This is a genomic window from Caballeronia sp. LZ034LL, from assembly GCF_031451215.1.
Lineage (GTDB): Bacteria > Pseudomonadota > Gammaproteobacteria > Burkholderiales > Burkholderiaceae > Caballeronia.
Genome location: NZ_JARUXR010000001.1, coordinates 106,439 through 124,153 on the forward strand (window position 1 = coordinate 106,439; position 17,715 = coordinate 124,153).

17 protein-coding genes are annotated in these 17,715 nt (G+C 65.6%); 13 read left to right on the top strand and 4 right to left on the bottom strand.

Annotated elements, in window-relative coordinates:
• Nucleotides 1-33: 33 nt before the first annotated feature.
• The 12 genes from motB to QCE83_RS00560 all read left to right on the top strand — a co-directional run bounded on the left by motB (nucleotide 34) and on the right by QCE83_RS00560 (nucleotide 12,592).
• Nucleotides 34-1,032 (top strand): flagellar motor protein MotB, encoded by a 999-nt coding sequence (motB, locus tag QCE83_RS00505; RefSeq protein ID WP_309807018.1) that lies wholly within the window; start codon nucleotides 34-36, stop codon nucleotides 1,030-1,032.
• A 114-nt stretch (nucleotides 1,033-1,146) separates the two neighbouring features.
• Nucleotides 1,147-1,524 (top strand): response regulator, encoded by a 378-nt coding sequence (locus tag QCE83_RS00510; RefSeq protein WP_309807019.1) that lies wholly within the window; start codon nucleotides 1,147-1,149, stop codon nucleotides 1,522-1,524.
• A 75-nt stretch (nucleotides 1,525-1,599) separates the two neighbouring features.
• Complete coding sequence (cheA, locus tag QCE83_RS00515) at nucleotides 1,600-3,897, top strand: chemotaxis protein CheA (protein WP_309807020.1); 2,298 nt, start codon at nucleotides 1,600-1,602, stop codon at nucleotides 3,895-3,897.
• A 36-nt stretch (nucleotides 3,898-3,933) separates the two neighbouring features.
• Nucleotides 3,934-4,458 carry a chemotaxis protein CheW gene (cheW, locus tag QCE83_RS00520; protein WP_309807021.1) on the top strand — a complete coding sequence of 175 codons (525 nt, stop codon included), beginning with the start codon at nucleotides 3,934-3,936 and terminating at the stop codon, nucleotides 4,456-4,458.
• 29 nt (nucleotides 4,459-4,487) lie between these two features.
• Nucleotides 4,488-6,353 carry a methyl-accepting chemotaxis protein gene (locus tag QCE83_RS00525; protein ID WP_309807022.1) on the top strand — a complete coding sequence of 622 codons (1,866 nt, stop codon included), beginning with the start codon at nucleotides 4,488-4,490 and terminating at the stop codon, nucleotides 6,351-6,353.
• 189 nt (nucleotides 6,354-6,542) lie between these two features.
• Complete coding sequence (locus QCE83_RS00530) at nucleotides 6,543-7,469, top strand: CheR family methyltransferase (RefSeq protein WP_309807023.1); 927 nt, start codon at nucleotides 6,543-6,545, stop codon at nucleotides 7,467-7,469.
• On the top strand, nucleotides 7,466-8,218 hold the full coding sequence (gene cheD, locus QCE83_RS00535; RefSeq protein WP_309807024.1) for a chemoreceptor glutamine deamidase CheD: 753 nt from the start codon (nucleotides 7,466-7,468) through the stop codon (nucleotides 8,216-8,218). Before QCE83_RS00530 ends, cheD begins: the two co-directional genes overlap by 4 nt.
• On the top strand, nucleotides 8,215-9,336 hold the full coding sequence (locus tag QCE83_RS00540) for a chemotaxis response regulator protein-glutamate methylesterase (RefSeq protein WP_309807025.1): 1,122 nt from the start codon (nucleotides 8,215-8,217) through the stop codon (nucleotides 9,334-9,336). The genes cheD and QCE83_RS00540 overlap by 4 nt, the downstream gene beginning before the upstream one ends.
• A 51-nt stretch (nucleotides 9,337-9,387) precedes the next feature.
• Nucleotides 9,388-9,783: a chemotaxis response regulator CheY gene (cheY, locus tag QCE83_RS00545; protein WP_309811315.1), complete on the top strand. Its 396-nt coding sequence runs from the start codon at nucleotides 9,388-9,390 to the stop codon at nucleotides 9,781-9,783.
• Between the two features lie 23 nt (nucleotides 9,784-9,806).
• Nucleotides 9,807-10,499 carry a protein phosphatase CheZ gene (cheZ, locus tag QCE83_RS00550; RefSeq protein WP_309811318.1) on the top strand — a complete coding sequence of 231 codons (693 nt, stop codon included), beginning with the start codon at nucleotides 9,807-9,809 and terminating at the stop codon, nucleotides 10,497-10,499.
• A gap of 248 nt (nucleotides 10,500-10,747) precedes the next feature.
• Nucleotides 10,748-11,269 carry a DUF2844 domain-containing protein gene (locus QCE83_RS00555; protein WP_309807026.1) on the top strand — a complete coding sequence of 174 codons (522 nt, stop codon included), beginning with the start codon at nucleotides 10,748-10,750 and terminating at the stop codon, nucleotides 11,267-11,269.
• A gap of 18 nt (nucleotides 11,270-11,287) precedes the next feature.
• Nucleotides 11,288-12,592 (top strand): DUF3443 domain-containing protein, encoded by a 1,305-nt coding sequence (locus tag QCE83_RS00560; protein ID WP_309807028.1) that lies wholly within the window; start codon nucleotides 11,288-11,290, stop codon nucleotides 12,590-12,592.
• 54 nt (nucleotides 12,593-12,646) lie between these two features.
• Here the strand turns inward: QCE83_RS00560 and QCE83_RS00565 are convergent, their stop codons facing one another.
• From QCE83_RS00565 to argS, 4 genes are all read right to left on the bottom strand, one after another.
• Nucleotides 12,647-13,432, bottom strand: coding sequence for an SDR family oxidoreductase (locus QCE83_RS00565; protein ID WP_309807029.1), 786 nt, complete (start codon nucleotides 13,430-13,432; stop codon nucleotides 12,647-12,649).
• 22 nt (nucleotides 13,433-13,454) lie between these two features.
• Nucleotides 13,455-14,102: a thiol:disulfide interchange protein DsbA/DsbL gene (locus QCE83_RS00570; RefSeq protein WP_309807030.1), complete on the bottom strand. Its 648-nt coding sequence runs from the start codon at nucleotides 14,100-14,102 to the stop codon at nucleotides 13,455-13,457.
• A gap of 178 nt (nucleotides 14,103-14,280) precedes the next feature.
• A complete protein-coding gene (locus QCE83_RS00575; protein ID WP_309807031.1) occupies nucleotides 14,281-15,042 on the bottom strand; it encodes an SPOR domain-containing protein in 762 nt (253 codons plus the stop codon).
• A gap of 141 nt (nucleotides 15,043-15,183) precedes the next feature.
• Entirely contained in the window at nucleotides 15,184-16,968 is a 1,785-nt protein-coding gene (gene argS, locus QCE83_RS00580; protein WP_309807032.1) for an arginine--tRNA ligase, read from the bottom strand.
• 314 nt (nucleotides 16,969-17,282) lie between these two features.
• On the opposite strand from argS, the gene QCE83_RS00585 reads away from it, so the two are divergent.
• Entirely contained in the window at nucleotides 17,283-17,609 is a 327-nt protein-coding gene (locus QCE83_RS00585; RefSeq protein WP_309807033.1) for a DUF1840 domain-containing protein, read from the top strand.
• Nucleotides 17,610-17,715: the final 106 nt, after the last annotated feature.

Here is a 17,715-nt window from a genome sequence, read left to right on the forward strand (position 1 = left end):
CTTCGCGCACGATCCATCGGTCAGGACCCAGCCATGAGCAACGACAGCGAACGTCCCATCTTCATCAAGCGTGTCGTCGGCAAGGGTGCCAAGGGCCATCACGGCGGCGCCTGGAAACTCGCCTATGCGGACTTCATGACCGCGATGATGGCGTTCTTCCTGCTCATGTGGCTGCTCTCCTCGACCTCGCCCGTGCAGCGCCGCGGCATCGCCGAATACTTCAACATGCCGCTCAAGGCGGCGATGGTCGGCGGCAAGACCGTCGGCATGGACAACAGCATCCTGATGGGCGGCGGCCGCGATATCTCCAGCGAAGAGCCGGGCGCCGCGCGCCGCTCGGAAGGCAGCACGCGGCTCGCGCAGCGCGCGTCATCCACGACCGACGAAGAACTCCTCAAGGCCGCGCAGGGCGAACTCGAACGCCGCGAGCAGGCGCGTCTGCATGATCTGCAGGTCAAGCTGATGGCCGCCATCGAAGCCAATCCGACCTTGCGCCAGTTCAAGCAGCAGATCCGCATCGAGGCGACGCAGCAGGGCTTGCGCATCGAGATCGTCGATACGCAGAAGCGCCCGATGTTCGCGCTCTCCAGCAACGCCGTGCAGCCCTACATGCGCGACATCCTGCGCGAGATCGGCCGGACGCTGAATGACGTGCCGAATCGCATCGTCGTGCAGGGCCACACCGACGCCGTGAAATACGCGGGCGGCGAGAAGGGCTACAGCAACTGGGAACTGTCGGCGGATCGCGCGAACGCATCGCGTCGCGAGCTGGTCGCGGGCGGCATGGACGAAGTCAAGGTGATGCGCGTGCTGGGTCTTGCGTCCACGCAGAATCTGAACAAGAAGGATCCGTTCGATCCGGAGAACCGGCGCATCAGCGTCATCGTGCTCAATCGCAAGACGGAACTGGCGATGCTGCGCGACGACGGCGGCGCGGGCGCGACGCTCGACAACGGCACGGACGCGAACGGCGCGCCGGCGACGCTCGGGCAACTGATTCCGGGCATCGCGGCGAGAAGCGCGGCGCACTGAGCGCATGAGCCCGCGATAAAGCGGCCTCATAACGCAGCCTCAAAAACAGCCTCGAAAACAGCCTCAAGACCGGACCCGTTTCGACCGTCAACACGGCAACGGCAAGAGACAAACATGATCAAGAACATTCTGGCAATCGATGACTCGGCCGCGATGCGGCAAATCATCTCGGCGACGCTGGCGGTGGCCGGCTACGAAGTGACGGTCGCATCCGACGGCGACGAAGGGCTGGAATGCGCGCTCGCCGAGCGCTTCGATCTCGTCCTGACCGACCATCATATGCCGGGCAAGAGCGGGCTCGATCTCATCATGGCCTTGCGCGCGAACCACGCGTACCGTGCGACGCCGATCCTGGTGCTCACGACCGAAGACGGCGAACCGTTCAAGAACGCGGCGCGCAGCGCGGGCGCGACGGGCTGGATCGAGAAGCCGCTCGATCCGGACTTGCTGACCGAACTGGTCGCGGCGCTCTCGGAAGACGCGCAGCACTGAAAACGTCGCAAACAGCAGCATTGAAACGCGCGCAGCACGGCGCCGATTGAACAGCATTCCAGCGGTGACTCAAGCATGACACTCGACATTACCCAGTTCTATCAGACGTTCTTCGACGAAGCCGATGAACTGCTCGCGCAGATGGAGCAACTGCTGCTCGTTCTCGACATCGCGAATCCGGATCCGGAAGACCTCGCGGCGATTTTCCGCGCGGCGCATTCCATCAAGGGCGGCGCGGCGACCTTCGGCTTCACCGCGCTCACCGAAACCACGCACATTCTCGAATCGCTGCTGGACCGCGCGCGCAACAACGAGCTGGTCCTGCGCCGCGACATGATCGACACCTTCCTGGCAACCAAGGACGTGCTCTCCGATCAGCTCGCGGCCTACCGCGCCAGCGAGGAGCCGGATGCCGCCGCGGCGTCGGCGATCTGCGCGAAGCTCGAACGCCTGAAGAACGAGAGCGCTGACGCCAGCGTGGCGGCCGTAGCGCCGGTAGCGGCGCACACCGAGCCGCCCGCGTTGCCGGGCACCGTGCATGGCGAGGCCGCAGCGCCGGCGTACGACGGCCCGAACGCACCGCCCGCGCACGTGCTCGCGCAGGCCATGGACATTCTCGAAGACGACGGCAACTGGGACGGCGCATTCGAACTCGCCGACAGCGGCAACGGCGTCACACATGCAGGAACCGTCGCTGAAGCGACGCCGGGACACACCGGCGCGCCGCGCGCGGAAGTTGGACCCCACCTGAAAATTACGCTACGGGGGGTGGGCGAGAAGGACCTGACGACTCTGATCGAGGAGTTGGGGAATCTGGGAAGCATCGTCGGGGAACAGAAGGCGGATGCCGAGTACGTCGTATGGCTCGACTCGGACGTTCCCGCCGACGACATCGTTGCCGTGTGCTGCTTCGTGATCGATGAAACGCAGATCACGATCGGCCGGGGCGACGGCGCGGCGCAAGCCATCGAGGCGCAGCCGGCAGCGGCCGCGCCGCACGCGGTGCAACCCACGCTACAGGAAGAGCAGAAGCAATCGCAGGCGGAACCGTCGCCTGCATCCGTGGCCGCTCACGAAGCAGTACCACAAGAAGCGGCAACGGCGGCGGGACAGCCCGCCGCCCAGCCGTCCAGGGCCGCAACGGGCGACGCCGAGAAAAAGGCGCGGCCGCAAGCCGCCGCATCGGCGGAAGGCAGCTCGATTCGCGTCGGCGTGGAGAAGGTCGATCAGCTCATCAACCTGGTGGGCGAGCTCGTGATTACGCAGGCCATGCTCGCGGAAACCACCAGCACGTTCGATCCCGCCTTGCACGACCGTTTGTTCAACGGCATGGCGCAGCTCGAGCGCAACGCGCGCGACCTGCAAGAGGCCGTCATGTCCATCCGCATGATGCCGATGGATTACGTATTCAGCCGATTCCCGCGCCTCGTGCGCGACATCGCCGGCAAGCTCGGCAAGGAAGTGGAACTCGTCACGTTCGGTCAGGCGACCGAACTCGACAAGAGCCTGATCGAACGCATCATCGATCCGCTCACGCACCTCGTGCGCAACTCGCTCGACCATGGCATCGAAACCATGGAAGCGCGCCGTGCGGCGGGCAAGTCCGCGACCGGCCAGCTCGTGCTGTCGGCAGCGCATCACGGCGGCAACATCGTGATCGAAGTGAGCGACGACGGCGCCGGCCTGCGCCGCGACAAGATTCTCGCGAAGGCGCAGAAGCAGGGCATGCAAGTGTCCGAATCGATGAGCGACGAAGAAGTCTGGCAACTCATCTTCATGCCGGGCTTTTCGACCGCCGAACAGGTGACGGACATTTCCGGCCGCGGCGTCGGCATGGATGTGGTCAAGCGCAACATCCAGTCGATGGGCGGTCACGTCGAGATCAGCTCGCGCCAGGGCGCGGGCACGACGACGAAGATCGTGCTGCCGCTCACGCTCGCGATCCTCGACGGCATGTCGGTCAAGGTGGGCAACGAGATCTTCATCCTGCCGCTCAACTTCGTGATGGAGTCGCTGCAGCCGGTGGCCGAGGACATCTACACGGTCGCCAACGGCGAGCGCGTGGTGCGCGTGCGCGGCGAATACCTGCCGCTGGTCGCGCTGCACAGCGTGTTCGACGTCGAAGGCGCGCGCACCGAACCGACCCAGGGCATCGTCACCATCATGCAGACGGAAGGGCGCCGCTTCGCGATGCTGATCGACGAACTCGTCGGCCAGCAGCAGGTGGTGGTCAAGAACCTCGAAACGAATTACCGCAAGGTGCACGGCATTTCCGCGGCGACCATCCTGGGCGACGGCAGCGTTGCGCTGATCGTCGACGTGGCCGCGCTCAATCGCGAGTCGCGCGTCCAGCACGGCGCGCACGCACATTAACACTACCCGACCAGACGAAAGACACAGGGAGCTCTCGTGGCAGACATTCAATCGATCAACGCAGCGCCGTCGAGCGTCACGCGCCGCGACGCGCAACAGGCCGAAGCCGCCGGACAGGAATTCCTCGTCTTCACGCTCGGCGCCGAGGAATACGGCATCGACATTCTCAAGGTGCAGGAGATCCGCGGCTACGACAACGTCACGCGCATCGCCAACGCGCCCGCCTTCATCAAGGGCGTGATCAACCTGCGCGGCATCATCGTGCCGATCGTCGACATGCGCATCAAGTTCAACCTCGGCCGGGTCGACTACGACAACCAGACCGTCGTGATCATCCTGAACGTCGCGCATCGCGTGGTCGGCATGGTGGTGGACGGCGTCTCCGACGTGCTCACGCTCACCGCAGAGCAGGTGATGCCCGCGCCGGAATTCGGCGGCACGCTGGCCACGGAATACCTGACGGGCCTCGGCACCGTCGAAGGCCGCATGCTGATCCTGATGGACATCGAGAAGCTCATGACGAGCCGCGAGATGGAATTGATCGACGCCGTCGGCGCATGAAACGCACTTAGCCAAGCAGGAACGAAGCCATGCTGAAGAAGTTGTCGATCCGCACGACGCTCACGCTCGTCGGTCTGTTGTTCGCCGGCTGCGCAGCGGTGATCGGCGCGCTCGCGCTCACCGGTCTCAACGCTGCGAACTCCGCGCTCACATCGCTCGCGCAGCAGGACATGACCGCGATGCGCGCGCTGTCCGAAACCTCGTCGTATCTGCTGCGCTCGCGCGTCACGCTCGACCGCGTGCGTTCGCTCGCCGAGGCGGGCAACGATGCGGAAGCGCAGAAGGCGATCGAACGCGGCCAGTATCTGCTCGGCAAAAGCAACGAGAACTGGAAGCTCTATCTCGACACGTCGAAGCCGACGCTGCCGAAGGACATTCTCGACGCGCTCGTCACGCAGCACGACGCGCTGCTCAACACGGGCGTGGAGCCGGAGTTCGCCGCGATCCGCGCCAAGGACATGGCCGCGTATCACGCGATCGCCGACACGAAGATCAGCCCGATGTTCGTCGCCTTCGACCAGGCCGTGACGACCGCCGTCGCCGCGCAACAGGATCATGCCGAGCGTGCGCGTGCGAGCACGGCGTCGCAGGTCGCCGCGCTCAACGTGACGATCGGCGCGGTGCTTGCGCTGGCGGTGCTGATGCTGATCGGCACGCGCATGGCGCTGGCGAGCCTGATCGTCAAGCCGATCAACGAGGCGGTCGAGCATTTCGACCGCATCTCGAACGGCGACCTCACGCACACCGCGCACAGCAACCAGGGCAATGAGATCGGCCGCCTGTTCGCGGGCATCGAACGCATGCGCGGCAATCTGACCACGATGGTGGGCGCGGTGCATCGCGGTGCGGAATCGATCGATGTCGGCGCGCACGAGATTGCGAGCGGCAACACGGATCTGTCGCAACGCACGGAAGAGCAGGCGGCATCGCTGCAGGAAACGGCGTCGAGCATGGAGCAGCTCACCAGCACGGTGAAGCAGAACGCCGACAACGCACGCCAGGCGAGCCAGCTGGCCGTGAATGCATCGGATATCGCGTCGCGCGGCGGCGAGGTGGTCGAGCAGGTCGTCGACACCATGCATGCGATCGCGTCGAGTTCGAGCAAGGTCGTCGACATCATCGGGGTGATCGAGGGCATCGCGTTCCAGACCAACATCCTCGCGTTGAACGCGGCCGTGGAAGCGGCGCGCGCCGGCGAGGAAGGCCGCGGCTTCGCGGTGGTCGCGGGCGAAGTGCGTTCGCTCGCACAGCGCAGCGCGGCGGCGGCCAAGGAAATCAAGGCGCTGATCGGCGACTCGTCCGCCAAAGTGGACAGCGGCACGGAACTCGTGGCGCGCGCCGGCGCGACGATGGGCGAGATCGTGCAGGCCGTGCGTCGCGTGACCGACATCATGGGCGAGATCAGCGCGGCGTCGGAGGAACAGTCCGACGGCATCGAGCAGGTCAACCGCGCCGTCACGCAGATGGACAGCGTGACCCAGCAGAACGCCGCGCTCGTCGAGCAGGCGGCGGCCGCCGCTGCGTCGCTCGAAGAGCAGACGCGTCAGTTGAAGGGCGTCGTCGCGCAATGGCGTGTCGACGGTGCCGCGCCCGTGCGCAGCAGCGCCACGACGGCCGCCGCCCGGCTCGCGCCGGCTGCGCGCATCGAGCCGACGCGGCCTGCTGTCCTGAAAAGCGCGTTCAAGCCGTCGAAGCCGGTTCAGTCCGCGAAAGTTGCGGCAGAGCCTAACGTCGTGACGGAAGCGGCCGTTATCAAGGAAGTTGCAAAGGTAGCCGCGAAGGAACCGGCAAAGAAAGTGGCCGCTCCCGCGCCGCGCAAAAGCGCACCGGCCGCAATGCCCGCGCCGCGCGTCAAGGCGACGACCGCCGACGACGGCGACTGGGAAACCTTCTAAGCCTTCATTCAATCAAGTGCGAAACGGAACGACCATGCAGGCAGCGCGCGACATTATCGACGAGCAGCGTTTCTTCGGAACGCCGGGACGTCGCGCGGGCGCAGGGTCTTCCCACGCCACGCAGTTTGCGAGCGCGACGGACACGCCACATCAGGCATCGGCAGCGATGCCGGGGAAGCACGAATCATCATGACGGCCACGCGCAACCCGCGCCTCGATCTGCCCGCCCCGGTGCGCGGCGAAGTCGAGCGCGATTTCGAATTCACGGCGGCGGACTTCGCCCGCATCCGCGAGCTGATTCACCGGCGCGCGGGCATCTCGCTCTCGGACCACAAGCGCGACATGGCCTACAGCCGTCTGGCGCGCCGTCTGCGGGCCTGCGGCATCGACACGTTCAAGCACTATCTCGACCGCCTCGAAACCCACGAGGACAACGCCGAGTGGGAAGCGTTCGTCAATGCGCTGACCACGAACCTCACCGCGTTCTTCCGTGAGTCGCATCACTTTCCGATCCTGTCCGAGTTCGTCAAGCGCCGCCAGCAGCCGTTCTCGGTGTGGTGCTCGGCGGCGTCCACCGGCGAGGAGCCGTATTCGATCGCGATGACGCTGGTCGAGGCGCTGGGCGAACACGCGGCGCGCCAGTGCACGGTGTTCGCCAGCGACATCGACAGCCAAGTGCTGGCCAAGGCAGATGCCGGCGTGTATTCGCTGGACCAGGTCAAGACCATGCCGGTCGAGCGCCTGAAGCGCTTCTTCCTGAAGGGCACGGGTTCGCATGCGGGCCTCGTGAAGGTGCGTCCCGAGCTGCGCGCGATGGTGAACTTCGGCCGCGTGAACCTGACCGATGCGCGCTACGACGTGAAAGGCCCGTTCGACGTCATCTTCTGCCGCAACGTGATGATCTACTTCGACAAGCCGACGCAAGGTCAGGTGCTGTCGCGCTTCGAGCCCTTGATGAAACCGGGTGCGCTGCTGTTCGCGGGGCATTCGGAAAACTTCACTTATGTGTCGCAGGCCTTCAGGCTGCGCGGCCAGACCGTGTACGAACTGGCGCGCGACGCCAAGCCGGGCGCGGCGTCGAAGAGCGCACGCGCGCTGGCGGGAGAGGCGGCATGAGCGGACTGCCTATCGCGTCGAATCTCTATTACGACAATCACTTCAAGAAGCCGGGCGTCAAGCTGCTGCCCAACGAGTTCTACATGACGAGCGAGGACATGGTCCTCGTCACCGTGCTCGGCTCGTGCGTGGCGGCGTGCATCAACGACCGCACGGCGGGCATCGGCGGCATGAATCATTTCATGCTGCCCGACGACGGTTCCGATGCGTCCCATGCGTCCTCCGACTCGATGCGCTACGGCGCCTACGCGATGGAAGTGCTCATCAACGAACTCATCAAGCGCGGCGGGCGGCGCGAGCGCTTCGAGGCGAAGGTGTTCGGCGGCGGCGCGGTGCTTGCGGGCATGACGACGATCAACATCGGCGACCGCAACTCGGAGTTCGTGCGCCGCTATCTCGCGCTGGAAAAGATCCGCATCGTCGCGGAAGACCTGCAGGGCATGCATCCGCGCAAGGTCGCGTTCATGCCGCGTTCGGGTCAGGTCATGGTCAAGAAACTGAAGACGCAGCACGACCCCGTGGTGGTCGAGCGCGAGCAGGCGCTGGTGCAGCGCACGCCGGAAGAGCGCGCCGAACGGCTCGCCCGGGCGCGTGCCCGTGTCGAACTGTTCCAGTCGAATGCCGGTGCTGCAAAACCGCGCGTCGAACTCTTCACCAGTTCGGCAAGCACGCTCGCGAAGCCGCGCGTGGAACTGTTCGGCCATGCGGCCCGCAGCCTGCGCGGCACGAAAACGCCGGAGGAAGCATGAGCCTGAATCACGCGATCCCCGCAAAAACATCCGCTGCGCCGAAGATCAAGGTGCTGTGCGTCGATGACTCCGCGCTCGTGCGCAGCCTGATGACCGAAATCATCAATTCGCAACCCGACATGCAGGTGTGCGCGACCGCGCCGGACCCGCTGGTCGCGCGCGAACTCATCAAGCTGCATAACCCGGACGTGCTGACGCTCGACGTCGAAATGCCGCGCATGGACGGTCTCGATTTCCTCGAGAAGCTGATGCGCCTGCGGCCGATGCCGGTCGTGATGGTGTCGTCGCTGACGGAGCGCGGCAACGAGATCACGCTGCGCGCGCTCGAACTCGGCGCGGTCGATTTCGTGACGAAGCCGAAGGTCGGCATTCGCGACGGCATGCTCGACTATGCCGAGAAGCTCGCCGACAAGATCCGCGCCGCGTCGCGCGCACGCGTCAGGCAGCACGCGCATCCGGCGAGCGCGCCGGCGCAGGCGAGCCCGCACAAGCCGGCGCCGCATTTCAACAATCCGCTCGTTTCGACGGAAAAGCTCGTGATCGTCGGCGCCTCGACGGGCGGCACCGAGGCGATCCGCGAAGTGCTGACGCCGCTGCCGCCCGACGCGCCCGCGGTCATGATCGCGCAGCACATGCCGCCGGGTTTCACGAAGTCGTTCGCGCAGCGTCTGAACGGTCTGTGCCGCATCACCGTGAAGGAAGCGGAGCACGGCGAGCGCGTGTTGCCGGGCCATGCGTACATCGCGCCGGGTCATGCGCACCTCGTGCTTGCGCGCAGCGGCGCGAACTATGTCGCGCATCTTTCGGATGCGCCGCCGGTGAACCGGCACCGGCCATCGGTCGACGTGCTGTTCCATTCGGCGGCGCAGCACGCGGGCAAGAACGCGATCGGCGTAATCCTGACCGGCATGGGCCGCGACGGCGCCGCCGGTCTGCTCGAGATGCAGCAGGCGGGCGCGTACACGCTGGCACAGGACGAAGCAAGTTGCGTGGTGTTCGGCATGCCGCGCGAAGCAATTGCAATGGGTGGCGCGAGCGAAGTCGCGCCGCTGACGGAAATAAGCCGCCGCGTCATGGCGCGGCTCGCCTCGATGGGCGAACGCGTGCAGCGCGTCTGAGTTTTTTTGGATTGAGCGGCGCAGCCGCATTGAGAACACACGGGAGTAATGATGGACAAGAACATGAAGATCCTCGTCGTCGACGATTTTCCGACGATGCGCCGTATCGTGCGTAACCTGCTCAAGGAGCTGGGCTACGGCAACGTCGATGAAGCCGAGGACGGCGCGGCCGGTCTTGCGCGTCTGCGCGGCGGCGGCTTCGACTTCGTGATCACCGACTGGAACATGCCGAACCTCGACGGCCTGGCGATGCTGCAGCAGATCCGCGCCGACGCGGCGCTCGCGCATCTGCCGGTGCTGATGGTCACGGCCGAGTCGAAGAAGGAGAACATCATCGCGGCGGCGCAGGCCGGCGCGAACGGTTATGTGGTGAAGCCCTTCACCGCCGCGACGCTCGACGAGAAGCTGTCCAAGATTCTCGAGAAGATGGCCAAAGCGGGGAGCTGATCGTGAACGATCTGACCACTGAACTGGCAGCCGCGGTCGCCTCCGCGGCCGAAGCCGAGGGCGACGCGTCGAGCGACCGCATTCTCGCGCGCATCGGCCAGCTGACGCGCACACTGCGCGACTCGATGCGCGAGCTCGGTCTCGACAAGCAGGTCGAAGCCGCGGCGCAGGCCGTGCCCGACGCGCGCGACCGCCTGAAGTACGTCGCGACGATGACCGAGCAGGCCGCCGAGCGCGCGCTCAACGCCATCGAACTCGCCAAGCCGATGCAGGAAGCGATGCAGGGCGAAGCCCAGGCGCTCGACGCGCGCTGGGCCCGCTGGTACGAGGCGCCGCTCGCCCAGGCCGAAGCGGGCGCGCTGCTCGCCGAAACCCGCACGTTCCTGCAGAGCGTGCCGGAACGCACGCAGGCAACCAACGCGCAACTGCTGGAAATCATGCTCGCGCAGGATTTCCAGGATCTCACCGGTCAGGTAATCAAGAAAATCACGGACGTCGTGTATCTGATCGAGCAACAATTGCTGGGCGTGCTGCTCGAAAACATCGCGCCCGAGCGCCGCGAGCAGTTCGCGGCATCGGCGGCGGCGTTGATGTCGTCGGCGAGCGGCAGTCCGGAAGGCCTTCTCAACGGGCCGCAGATCAACCCGGAAGGACGCAGCGACGTCGTGCAGGATCAGTCGCAAGTGGACGATCTGCTGGCCAGCCTCGGCTTCTGACGGTCTTTTACGGGGTGTCGGCCCGACGGGCCCGGTCCTTGCGATAACGCGGAGCGCATCTCTTTGCGCTCCGCGTTTTTTAATGTGCGCGTCCGCGAACGCTAGGCCTATTCCTCCCGGCTGGCATACTGACGGTAGTCACGTCGCAAGTTTGGGCGTGTAAAAACAGTGGCGTATCAGTCACTCTATTGTCACGAGGCCAGTCGCTTCTGAGAGGGCGGCAGGCCGGAAATCCGACAGGAGGCCCAGTGAAGGCACCGAAACAAACCCGTCATGGGCGTCTGACAAAGGTATTGGCTGGCGCGGTCGGCGCGCTGTGCGTATGGGCAGCCGCACCCGCCTATGCCGTACTCGGCGGCTCAGCGATGCCCCCGCCGCAAGGCTCCACGACCCCCACCGTGAAGGCAGTCGCGCGCGCGGCCACGGCCAGCGGCGCATCTTCGAGCTCCGCAACCGGCTACACCGTGCGGTCCACGCTGCTCCCGAGCGGCACCACCATCGACGAATATCTGTCGGCGCAGGATGTGGTGTTCGGCATCGCCTGGAAAGGGCCGCGCATGCCCGACCTCGTCTCGCTGCTCGGCAGCTACTTTCCCCAGTACCAGCAAGGCCTGAAGGCGCAACGCGCCGCGCGCGGCGGCCGGGGGCCGGTAAGTGTGCAAGGCAGCGGTCTGGTCGTGGAATCCGGCGGTCACATGGGCGCCTTCCAGGGCCGTGCGTATCTGCCGCAATCCTTGCCCGCCGGCGTCAACGCCAGCGACATCCAGTAGACGACGGGAGATACCGGCATGCAGCGCACGACACTCGGCTTCCCCGCCCTCAACCTGCAACGCACCGGCGGCTTCGTCCGCTGGATGAGCGCGTTGTTCCTTTCGATCATGCTGGCAGCCTGCGGCGGCGGCAGCGACAACAACTCCAGCTCGAACAACGGCGGCTCGTCCGGCGGCGGCGGATCGGGCGGCGGCAGCACCCCCACCAGCACGGCGACGGCCCAGCCCATCCAGCCCAACGGCACCAACGCCGTGCCGATCAACGTCAATTCGGGCGTGGCCGGCTTCGTCAACATTCCGAATGTCTCGGTCACCGTCTGCGCACCCGGCACCACGGTGTGCCAGACGATCAACAACATCCAGGTGGATACCGCATCGTATGGCCTGCGTCTGCTTGGCTCGGCCGCGCAGTCGGTCATCACGAGCCTGCCGGGCGTGGCCGCGGCGAATGGCGGCCAGCTCGCGGAATGCGCGGGCTTCGCGGACGGCTACACCTGGGGCACGGTCCGCACGGCCGACGTGAAGATCGGCTCCGAAGTGGCGTCGAGCGTGCCGGTCCAGATCATCGGCGACCTGAGCGCATCGGCCGCGCCGACGGGCGACAACGGCTGCCCGTCCGGCAACGACGAGAACTCGACGGATCAGATCGGTGCGAACGGGATTCTCGGCATCGGGCCGCAGGCGGCGGATTGCGGCAGCCTGTGTACGACGTCGGCGCTCAACCAGATGTACTACTCGTGCAACAACGGCACGAACTGCACGGGCACCACGGTGCCGGTGGCACAGCAGGTCACGAATCCCGTCACCCGGTTCGCGGCCGACAACAACGGCGTGATCGTGCAGTTGCCGCCGGTGCCTGACGGCGGCGCAGCCAGCGCGACCGGCGTGCTGATATTCGGCATAGGGACGCAAAGCAACAATGCGCTCACGGGCGTGACGAAGTACGGTACCGACCCGTACGGCAACCTGACCGGCATCTACAAGGGCAACACCCTCGCGACCTTCTTCGATTCGGGATCGAACGGCAACTTCTTCCCGGACAACTACACGTTGTGCTCGAATGACAACGCGTTCTACTGTCCGGGTTCGGAGCAATCGCTGTCGGCGAAGATCGCCGGCAGCGAAGGCAATGCCGCGATCGTGCCGTTCCAGCTCGTCAGCGCGCGCACGCTGACGGCGGATGGCTCGAAGTACGCGTTCGACAGCCTCGGCGGCCAATTGGGTCTGAGCAACATGTTCGACTTCGGCCTGCCGTTCTTCTTCGGCCGGCACGTGTATGTGGGGTATGAGGTGTCGAACGGCGCGGCGTTCGTGGCGTTCTGATTCCCGATGTGCGCTTGAAGTGAAACCGGCTGCGTGTAAGCGCAGCCGGTTTTTTTATGACTCGTGGGTACGCGGCGTGCGCGGCTTGCGTGGCGCGCGTTCAAAGAGCCTGTCGTAGAGCCAGCGCGGCAGCGCGTGCAGCAGCATGCCGGCAACGCGCATCTGCCACGGGAAGGTCGCATAAGGCACGCCGCGCTCGATCGCCCGCGCAGCCTTCCCGGCGAAACGCTTGGCATCCATGAGGAAGGGCATCGGATAGGGATTGTGCGCGGTCATTTCAGAGCGCACATAGCCCGGCGCGATCGTGACGACGCTCACGCCAAGCGGACGCATCTCCACGCGCAGCGACTCCAGATATTTCGCCGCCGCGGCCTTGGAGGCGCTGTACGCGCCCGAGCCCGGCAGCCCGCGTACGCCCGCGACGCTCGCGATGCCCACGAGCGTGCCATGTCGCGCGGCCGTCATCGAGGCGATGAACGGTTCGAAGGTCGCGACCATGCCGTAATAGTTGATGTCCATCACGGCGCGGAAGGTGTCGAGATCGCCTTCGCCGGTCAGCACGCCGCGGCTCACGCCGGCATTGGCGATGACGACGTCCGCCGGGCCGTGCTCGTCGATGAAACGGCGCGCGGCATCGGCGAGCGCGGCGGCGTCGCGCACGTCGACGGGATACAGCGAAAGGGAGGCTTGCGGGAACCTGGCGGCGAACGCCGCGAGGGAGTCGGCGCGCCGGGCGACCAGACCGACCACGGCGCCGCGCCGCACATAATGCTCGGCCAGCGCCTGGCCGATGCCGCTCGATGCGCCGGTGATGAAGACCTTCAGGCGAACTGCATTCATACCGGCGTGCTTGACGAGGGAATCAGAGCTTCTTGTCGCGAACTTGCTGGACCAGGAAGTCCATCACCTGCGTCGTGCCTTGCAGGCTGTTGGTCATGGCCGGGCCGGTTTCATACTTGCCCTGCACGACGACCGTCGGCACGCCGTCGATCTTGTAGTCCTGCAACAGCTTGTTGTCGCGCTGGATGGCGCTTTGCGTCGAGAACGAGTTGTAGGCGTCCAGGTACTTCTTCTTGTCGATGCCTTGCGTGGCGAGGAAGTCCGCCTGCGCCTGCGGCGTCAGCAGGTAGTTCTTCTTCACGTGGATCTCGTTGAACACGGCCGGCGTGACCTTCTCGGCAACGCCCAGTGCGTCCAGCGCGTGATACATCTTCGAGTGCGGGATGAAGTCGTCGCGGAACGCCACCGGCACGCGCTTGAACACGACGTCCGGCCCTTGCTTCTTCTCCCATGCCTCGATAAACGGCTCGAACTCGTTGCAGTGCGGGCAGCCGTACCAGAAGAACTCGATGACTTCCACCTTGCCGGCGGGCGCGCCGACCGGCTGGGCCGCCTGCAGCACGGAGTAGTCCTTGCCGGCGGTGGGGTCGGCCATGGCCGAACTCGCGACGCTCATCGAGGCGGCAGCAATGCCGAGGGACAGGGCGAACGCGCTAAACAGTTTTTTCATGATGGGAGAGTGAAAGCAAAAGAGTCGCGGAGGCTAAAAAAAAGAGGCCCTCAAGTGGGACACACGATGCTTAAGCCGTGCTTAAACCATGCTCGGGCGAAGTCCGGCGCCGCCGATCCTCGCGTTCGCCCACGCCATGGATCGACAACGGCGCAGGCGCCCGACCCCGATGCGCTGCTTACTGCCGCGAGAAACGGATCACGGCGGTATCGACGCCGGCATCGGACAGACGCTGGCGCGCCGTGTTCATGTCCTCGAACTTGGCGAACGGACCAATCCGCACGCGATAGTACGTCACACCGCCCGCATCGCGCTGCGTGACGCGCGATTCGAAACCCTGGAAGCCGAGACGCGCGCGCTGCTGTTCGGCGTCGGCCTGAGTCTTGTACGCGCCGACCTGCAAGAAGTAGCCGGTGTTCACGTCGCCCGGCGCGGGCGGCGTGGTCTTGGCGGTGGCCGGTGCGGAACCGCCCTTCGGCGGCGTGGCGGCGGCGTTGCTGGTGGCGTTCGGCGCGTTCTCGGGCTTCTTCACGGTGGCCGAGCTCGCGGCCTTCGGGTTCGAATCGGTCCCGCCCGAAGGCGGCACTTCGACGATCTGCGGTTCGTCGAGCATGCCCGACGACTGCGTCTGGTTGTTGGTCTGGCCCGGCGCGGTATTCGGCGGCGTGGGCTGCGCGGCTTGCGGCACCGGCTGGCCCGGCGTCTTGCCCTGCAGCGGACGGTTCGGGTCATACGGCTGCGCGGCGGCGGGCGCGGAGTTGGCATCCGAGGCCGGCGGCGCGACCTTCGCGACGAACGGCGTGGGTGCGCGGGTGATGTACAGCGCGACGATGACGGCGATGGCCAGGCCGACGATCAGCCCCAGCACGATGCCGATGAAGGTTCCCCCGGTTTGCTTCGACTGCTTGGATTGACTGGTCGTGCGACGTGGTTTTGCCATCGTTTGGATCACCTGCGAGAAAGTCTTCTGGTTTGGCCGACGATTATAGCCGTGGCTTAATACCGATCCGCGCCAGCCTCCCGTCCGCGCACGCCGAAAAGTCCGATTTCGCAGGGCGCGCGGTGCCGGGGGCGGCAGACATCACATCTTTTGGGGAGCGGAGACGCCGATCGTCGCGAGACCGTTCTCGAGCACCTGGCGGGTAGCGGCCAGCAGCGCGATACGTGCGCTGCGTTCTTTCTCGTCGTCCACGAGCACGCGCTCCGCATTGTAGAACGAGTGAAATTCGCCGGCGAGATCGCGCAGATAGAAGGCCACCGCATGCGGCGCGAGCTCGAGGGCCGCGTGCTGGAGCATGTCCGGGTACTCGGCGAGCTTGTTGAGCAGGGCCATCGCGCGGTCGCTCGACAACGGCGAGAGATCGGCGCGCGCGGCTTGCGACAGATCGCCGGCGTAGCGCTCCTTCCAGTCGTTGAGGATCGTGCAGATGCGCGCGTGCGCGTACTGCACGTAGTAGACCGGATTTTCGTCGTTCTGCTTGAGCGCGAGATCGATGTCGAAGACGAACTCGGTGTCCGCCTTGCGCGAGATCAGGAAGAAGCGCACGGCGTCGCGGCCGCGGCGGATCGTGGCTTCGTCGATCTGGTCCGGCGCGGTCTCGTGGCCGGGCGCGAGGCCGCCGGACCATTCGATCAGGTCGCGCACCGTCACATAGCTGCCCGCGCGCTTGGAGATCTTCACTTCCTCGCCGTCGCGCATGACGGTCACCATCTTGTGCAGCACGTAGTCGGGATAGCCCTTCGGAATGCCGACGCCCAGTCCCTGCAGCCCGGCCCGCACGCGCGCGATGGTGCCGTGATGGTCCGAGCCCTGCACGTTGATGACCTTCGTGAAACCGCGCTGCCACTTGGTCACGTGATAGGCGACGTCCGGCACGAAGTACGTGTAGGTGCCGTCGGACTTCTTCATGACGCGGTCCTTGTCGTCGCCGTCGTCGGTGGTGCGCAGCCACAGCGCGCCGTCCTGCTCGTAGGTCTTGCCGGCGTCGATGAGCGCCGCGACCGTCTTCTCGACGCGCCCTTCCTTGTACAGCGACGACTCCAGATAGAACTGGTCGAACTTCACGCCGAACGCGGTCAGATCCATGTCCTGCTCGTGGCGCAGATACGCGACCGCGAAGTGACGGATGGCTTCGAGGTCTTCGACGTCGCCCTTGCCCTTCACCGGATCGCCGTCCTTCGCCGCGACGGTTTCGCCCGACAGATAGTCGCGCGCGATGTCGGCGATGTACTCGCCGTTATAGGCCGCGTCGGGCCATTCCGCGTCGCCCGGCTTGAGGCCGCGCGCGCGCAGCTGCGTGGAGATGGCGAGGTTGTTGATCTGCACGCCCGCGTCGTTGTAGTAGAACTCGCGGTGCACGTCGTAGCCCTGCGTGCCGAGCAGGTTGGAGAGCGCGTCGCCGAGCGCCGCCTGACGGCCATGGCCGACGTGCAGCGGCCCGGTGGGATTCGCCGAAACGAACTCGATCAGCACGCGCCGGCCGGCGTCGCGGGTGGAGCGGCCATAGGCGGCGGCTTCGTCCAGCACGGCCGGGATCACGGCTTGCTTCGCCGTCGCGGCAAGACGCAGATTGATGAAGCCGGGACCCGCGACTTCCGCGCTCTCGACCAGCCCTTTGGCCAGCTCGGCGCCGAGCAAGGCATCGACGATCTGCTGCGCAAGCTGGCGCGGATTGGCGCGCAGCGGCTTGGCGAGCTGCATCGCGACGTTCGAGGCGACGTCGCCGTGCGCGGCGACCTTCGGCCGTTCGAGCACGATGGCCGGCGCGACGAAGGCCGCTTCGCTGGCGCCCTGGGTGGCTTGCGCGACCTGCTTGACCGCGTCGGTGAGGAGCGTTTCGAGAGTGTGTTTGTGTGCGGGCAGCATGCTGAAAGTGATCCAGTGGAGCGGGTCCGGAAGGGTGCGACGTCGTGACAATGAACCGCGGGTGAACCGCGCGTTCGCGATCCGCGATGCGAGCGGCGCCGCTTGCCATGTTCATCGCTCAGCGCACCCTTCGTTGACGCGCGGAGCGGCAGTTGGCCCGGTTTTAACCCTGTGAAGTGGGGATTTTAGCAGGTGCTAATATGTCGAATCAGGGTGTTGTCACGTTGTCAGGGAGACCGGCTCATCGGCGCGTTGCTTGCAAACCGCCTTCTTGCAAACCGCCTATAACCCAACATAAAGCAAAGGACCATGCCATGCTGATCACATTCAAATCACCCGCCGCACCGGACGTCATGATGCTGGAGAACCTGGCGGAATACCTGCTCGGCATCATCGGGAAACAGCTCACGGAGCGCGGCGTCATCACGCACGAGGACTTGCCCTCGTCCATCGAGAAGCTCGAAGCCGCAGTCAGCAGCGACAAGAAAGAACGCGCCGAGCACGACGGCCACTTCCACGAAGGCGAGGAAGGCCACGAGCCGCATGAAATTCCCATCGGACTCGCGCAGCGTGCGTATCCGTTCCTCGACATGATGCGGCTCGCGCAGAAGGACGGCAAAGATATTCTCTGGGGCGTCTGAGCGCGCTTATTCTGCGTTTGACCGCGTTTGACTGTTTGCTGAAAACGAAAAACCCGCATCGCGTGATGAACGATGCGGGTTTTTTTCCAACGGGTGTTTCTGCTGC

Bases quoted from the DNA above. Each gene is read 5' to 3' on its own strand.
- motB (WP_309807018.1), top strand. From the start codon at position 34: ATGAGCAACGACAGCGAACGTCCCATCTTCATCAAGCGTGTCGTCGGC.
- QCE83_RS00510 (WP_309807019.1), top strand. From the start codon at position 1,147: ATGATCAAGAACATTCTGGCAATCGATGACTCGGCCGCGATGCGGCAA.
- cheA (WP_309807020.1), top strand. From the start codon at position 1,600: ATGACACTCGACATTACCCAGTTCTATCAGACGTTCTTCGACGAAGCC.
- QCE83_RS00525 (WP_309807022.1), top strand. From the start codon at position 4,488: ATGCTGAAGAAGTTGTCGATCCGCACGACGCTCACGCTCGTCGGTCTG.
- QCE83_RS00530 (WP_309807023.1), top strand. From the start codon at position 6,543: ATGACGGCCACGCGCAACCCGCGCCTCGATCTGCCCGCCCCGGTGCGC.
- cheD (WP_309807024.1), top strand. From the start codon at position 7,466: ATGAGCGGACTGCCTATCGCGTCGAATCTCTATTACGACAATCACTTC.
- QCE83_RS00540 (WP_309807025.1), top strand. From the start codon at position 8,215: ATGAGCCTGAATCACGCGATCCCCGCAAAAACATCCGCTGCGCCGAAG.
- cheY (WP_309811315.1), top strand. From the start codon at position 9,388: ATGGACAAGAACATGAAGATCCTCGTCGTCGACGATTTTCCGACGATG.
- QCE83_RS00560 (WP_309807028.1), top strand. From the start codon at position 11,288: ATGCAGCGCACGACACTCGGCTTCCCCGCCCTCAACCTGCAACGCACC.
- QCE83_RS00565 (WP_309807029.1), bottom strand. From the start codon at position 13,432: ATGAATGCAGTTCGCCTGAAGGTCTTCATCACCGGCGCATCGAGCGGC.
- QCE83_RS00570 (WP_309807030.1), bottom strand. From the start codon at position 14,102: ATGAAAAAACTGTTTAGCGCGTTCGCCCTGTCCCTCGGCATTGCTGCC.
- QCE83_RS00575 (WP_309807031.1), bottom strand. From the start codon at position 15,042: ATGGCAAAACCACGTCGCACGACCAGTCAATCCAAGCAGTCGAAGCAA.
- argS (WP_309807032.1), bottom strand. From the start codon at position 16,968: ATGCTGCCCGCACACAAACACACTCTCGAAACGCTCCTCACCGACGCG.
- QCE83_RS00585 (WP_309807033.1), top strand. From the start codon at position 17,283: ATGCTGATCACATTCAAATCACCCGCCGCACCGGACGTCATGATGCTG.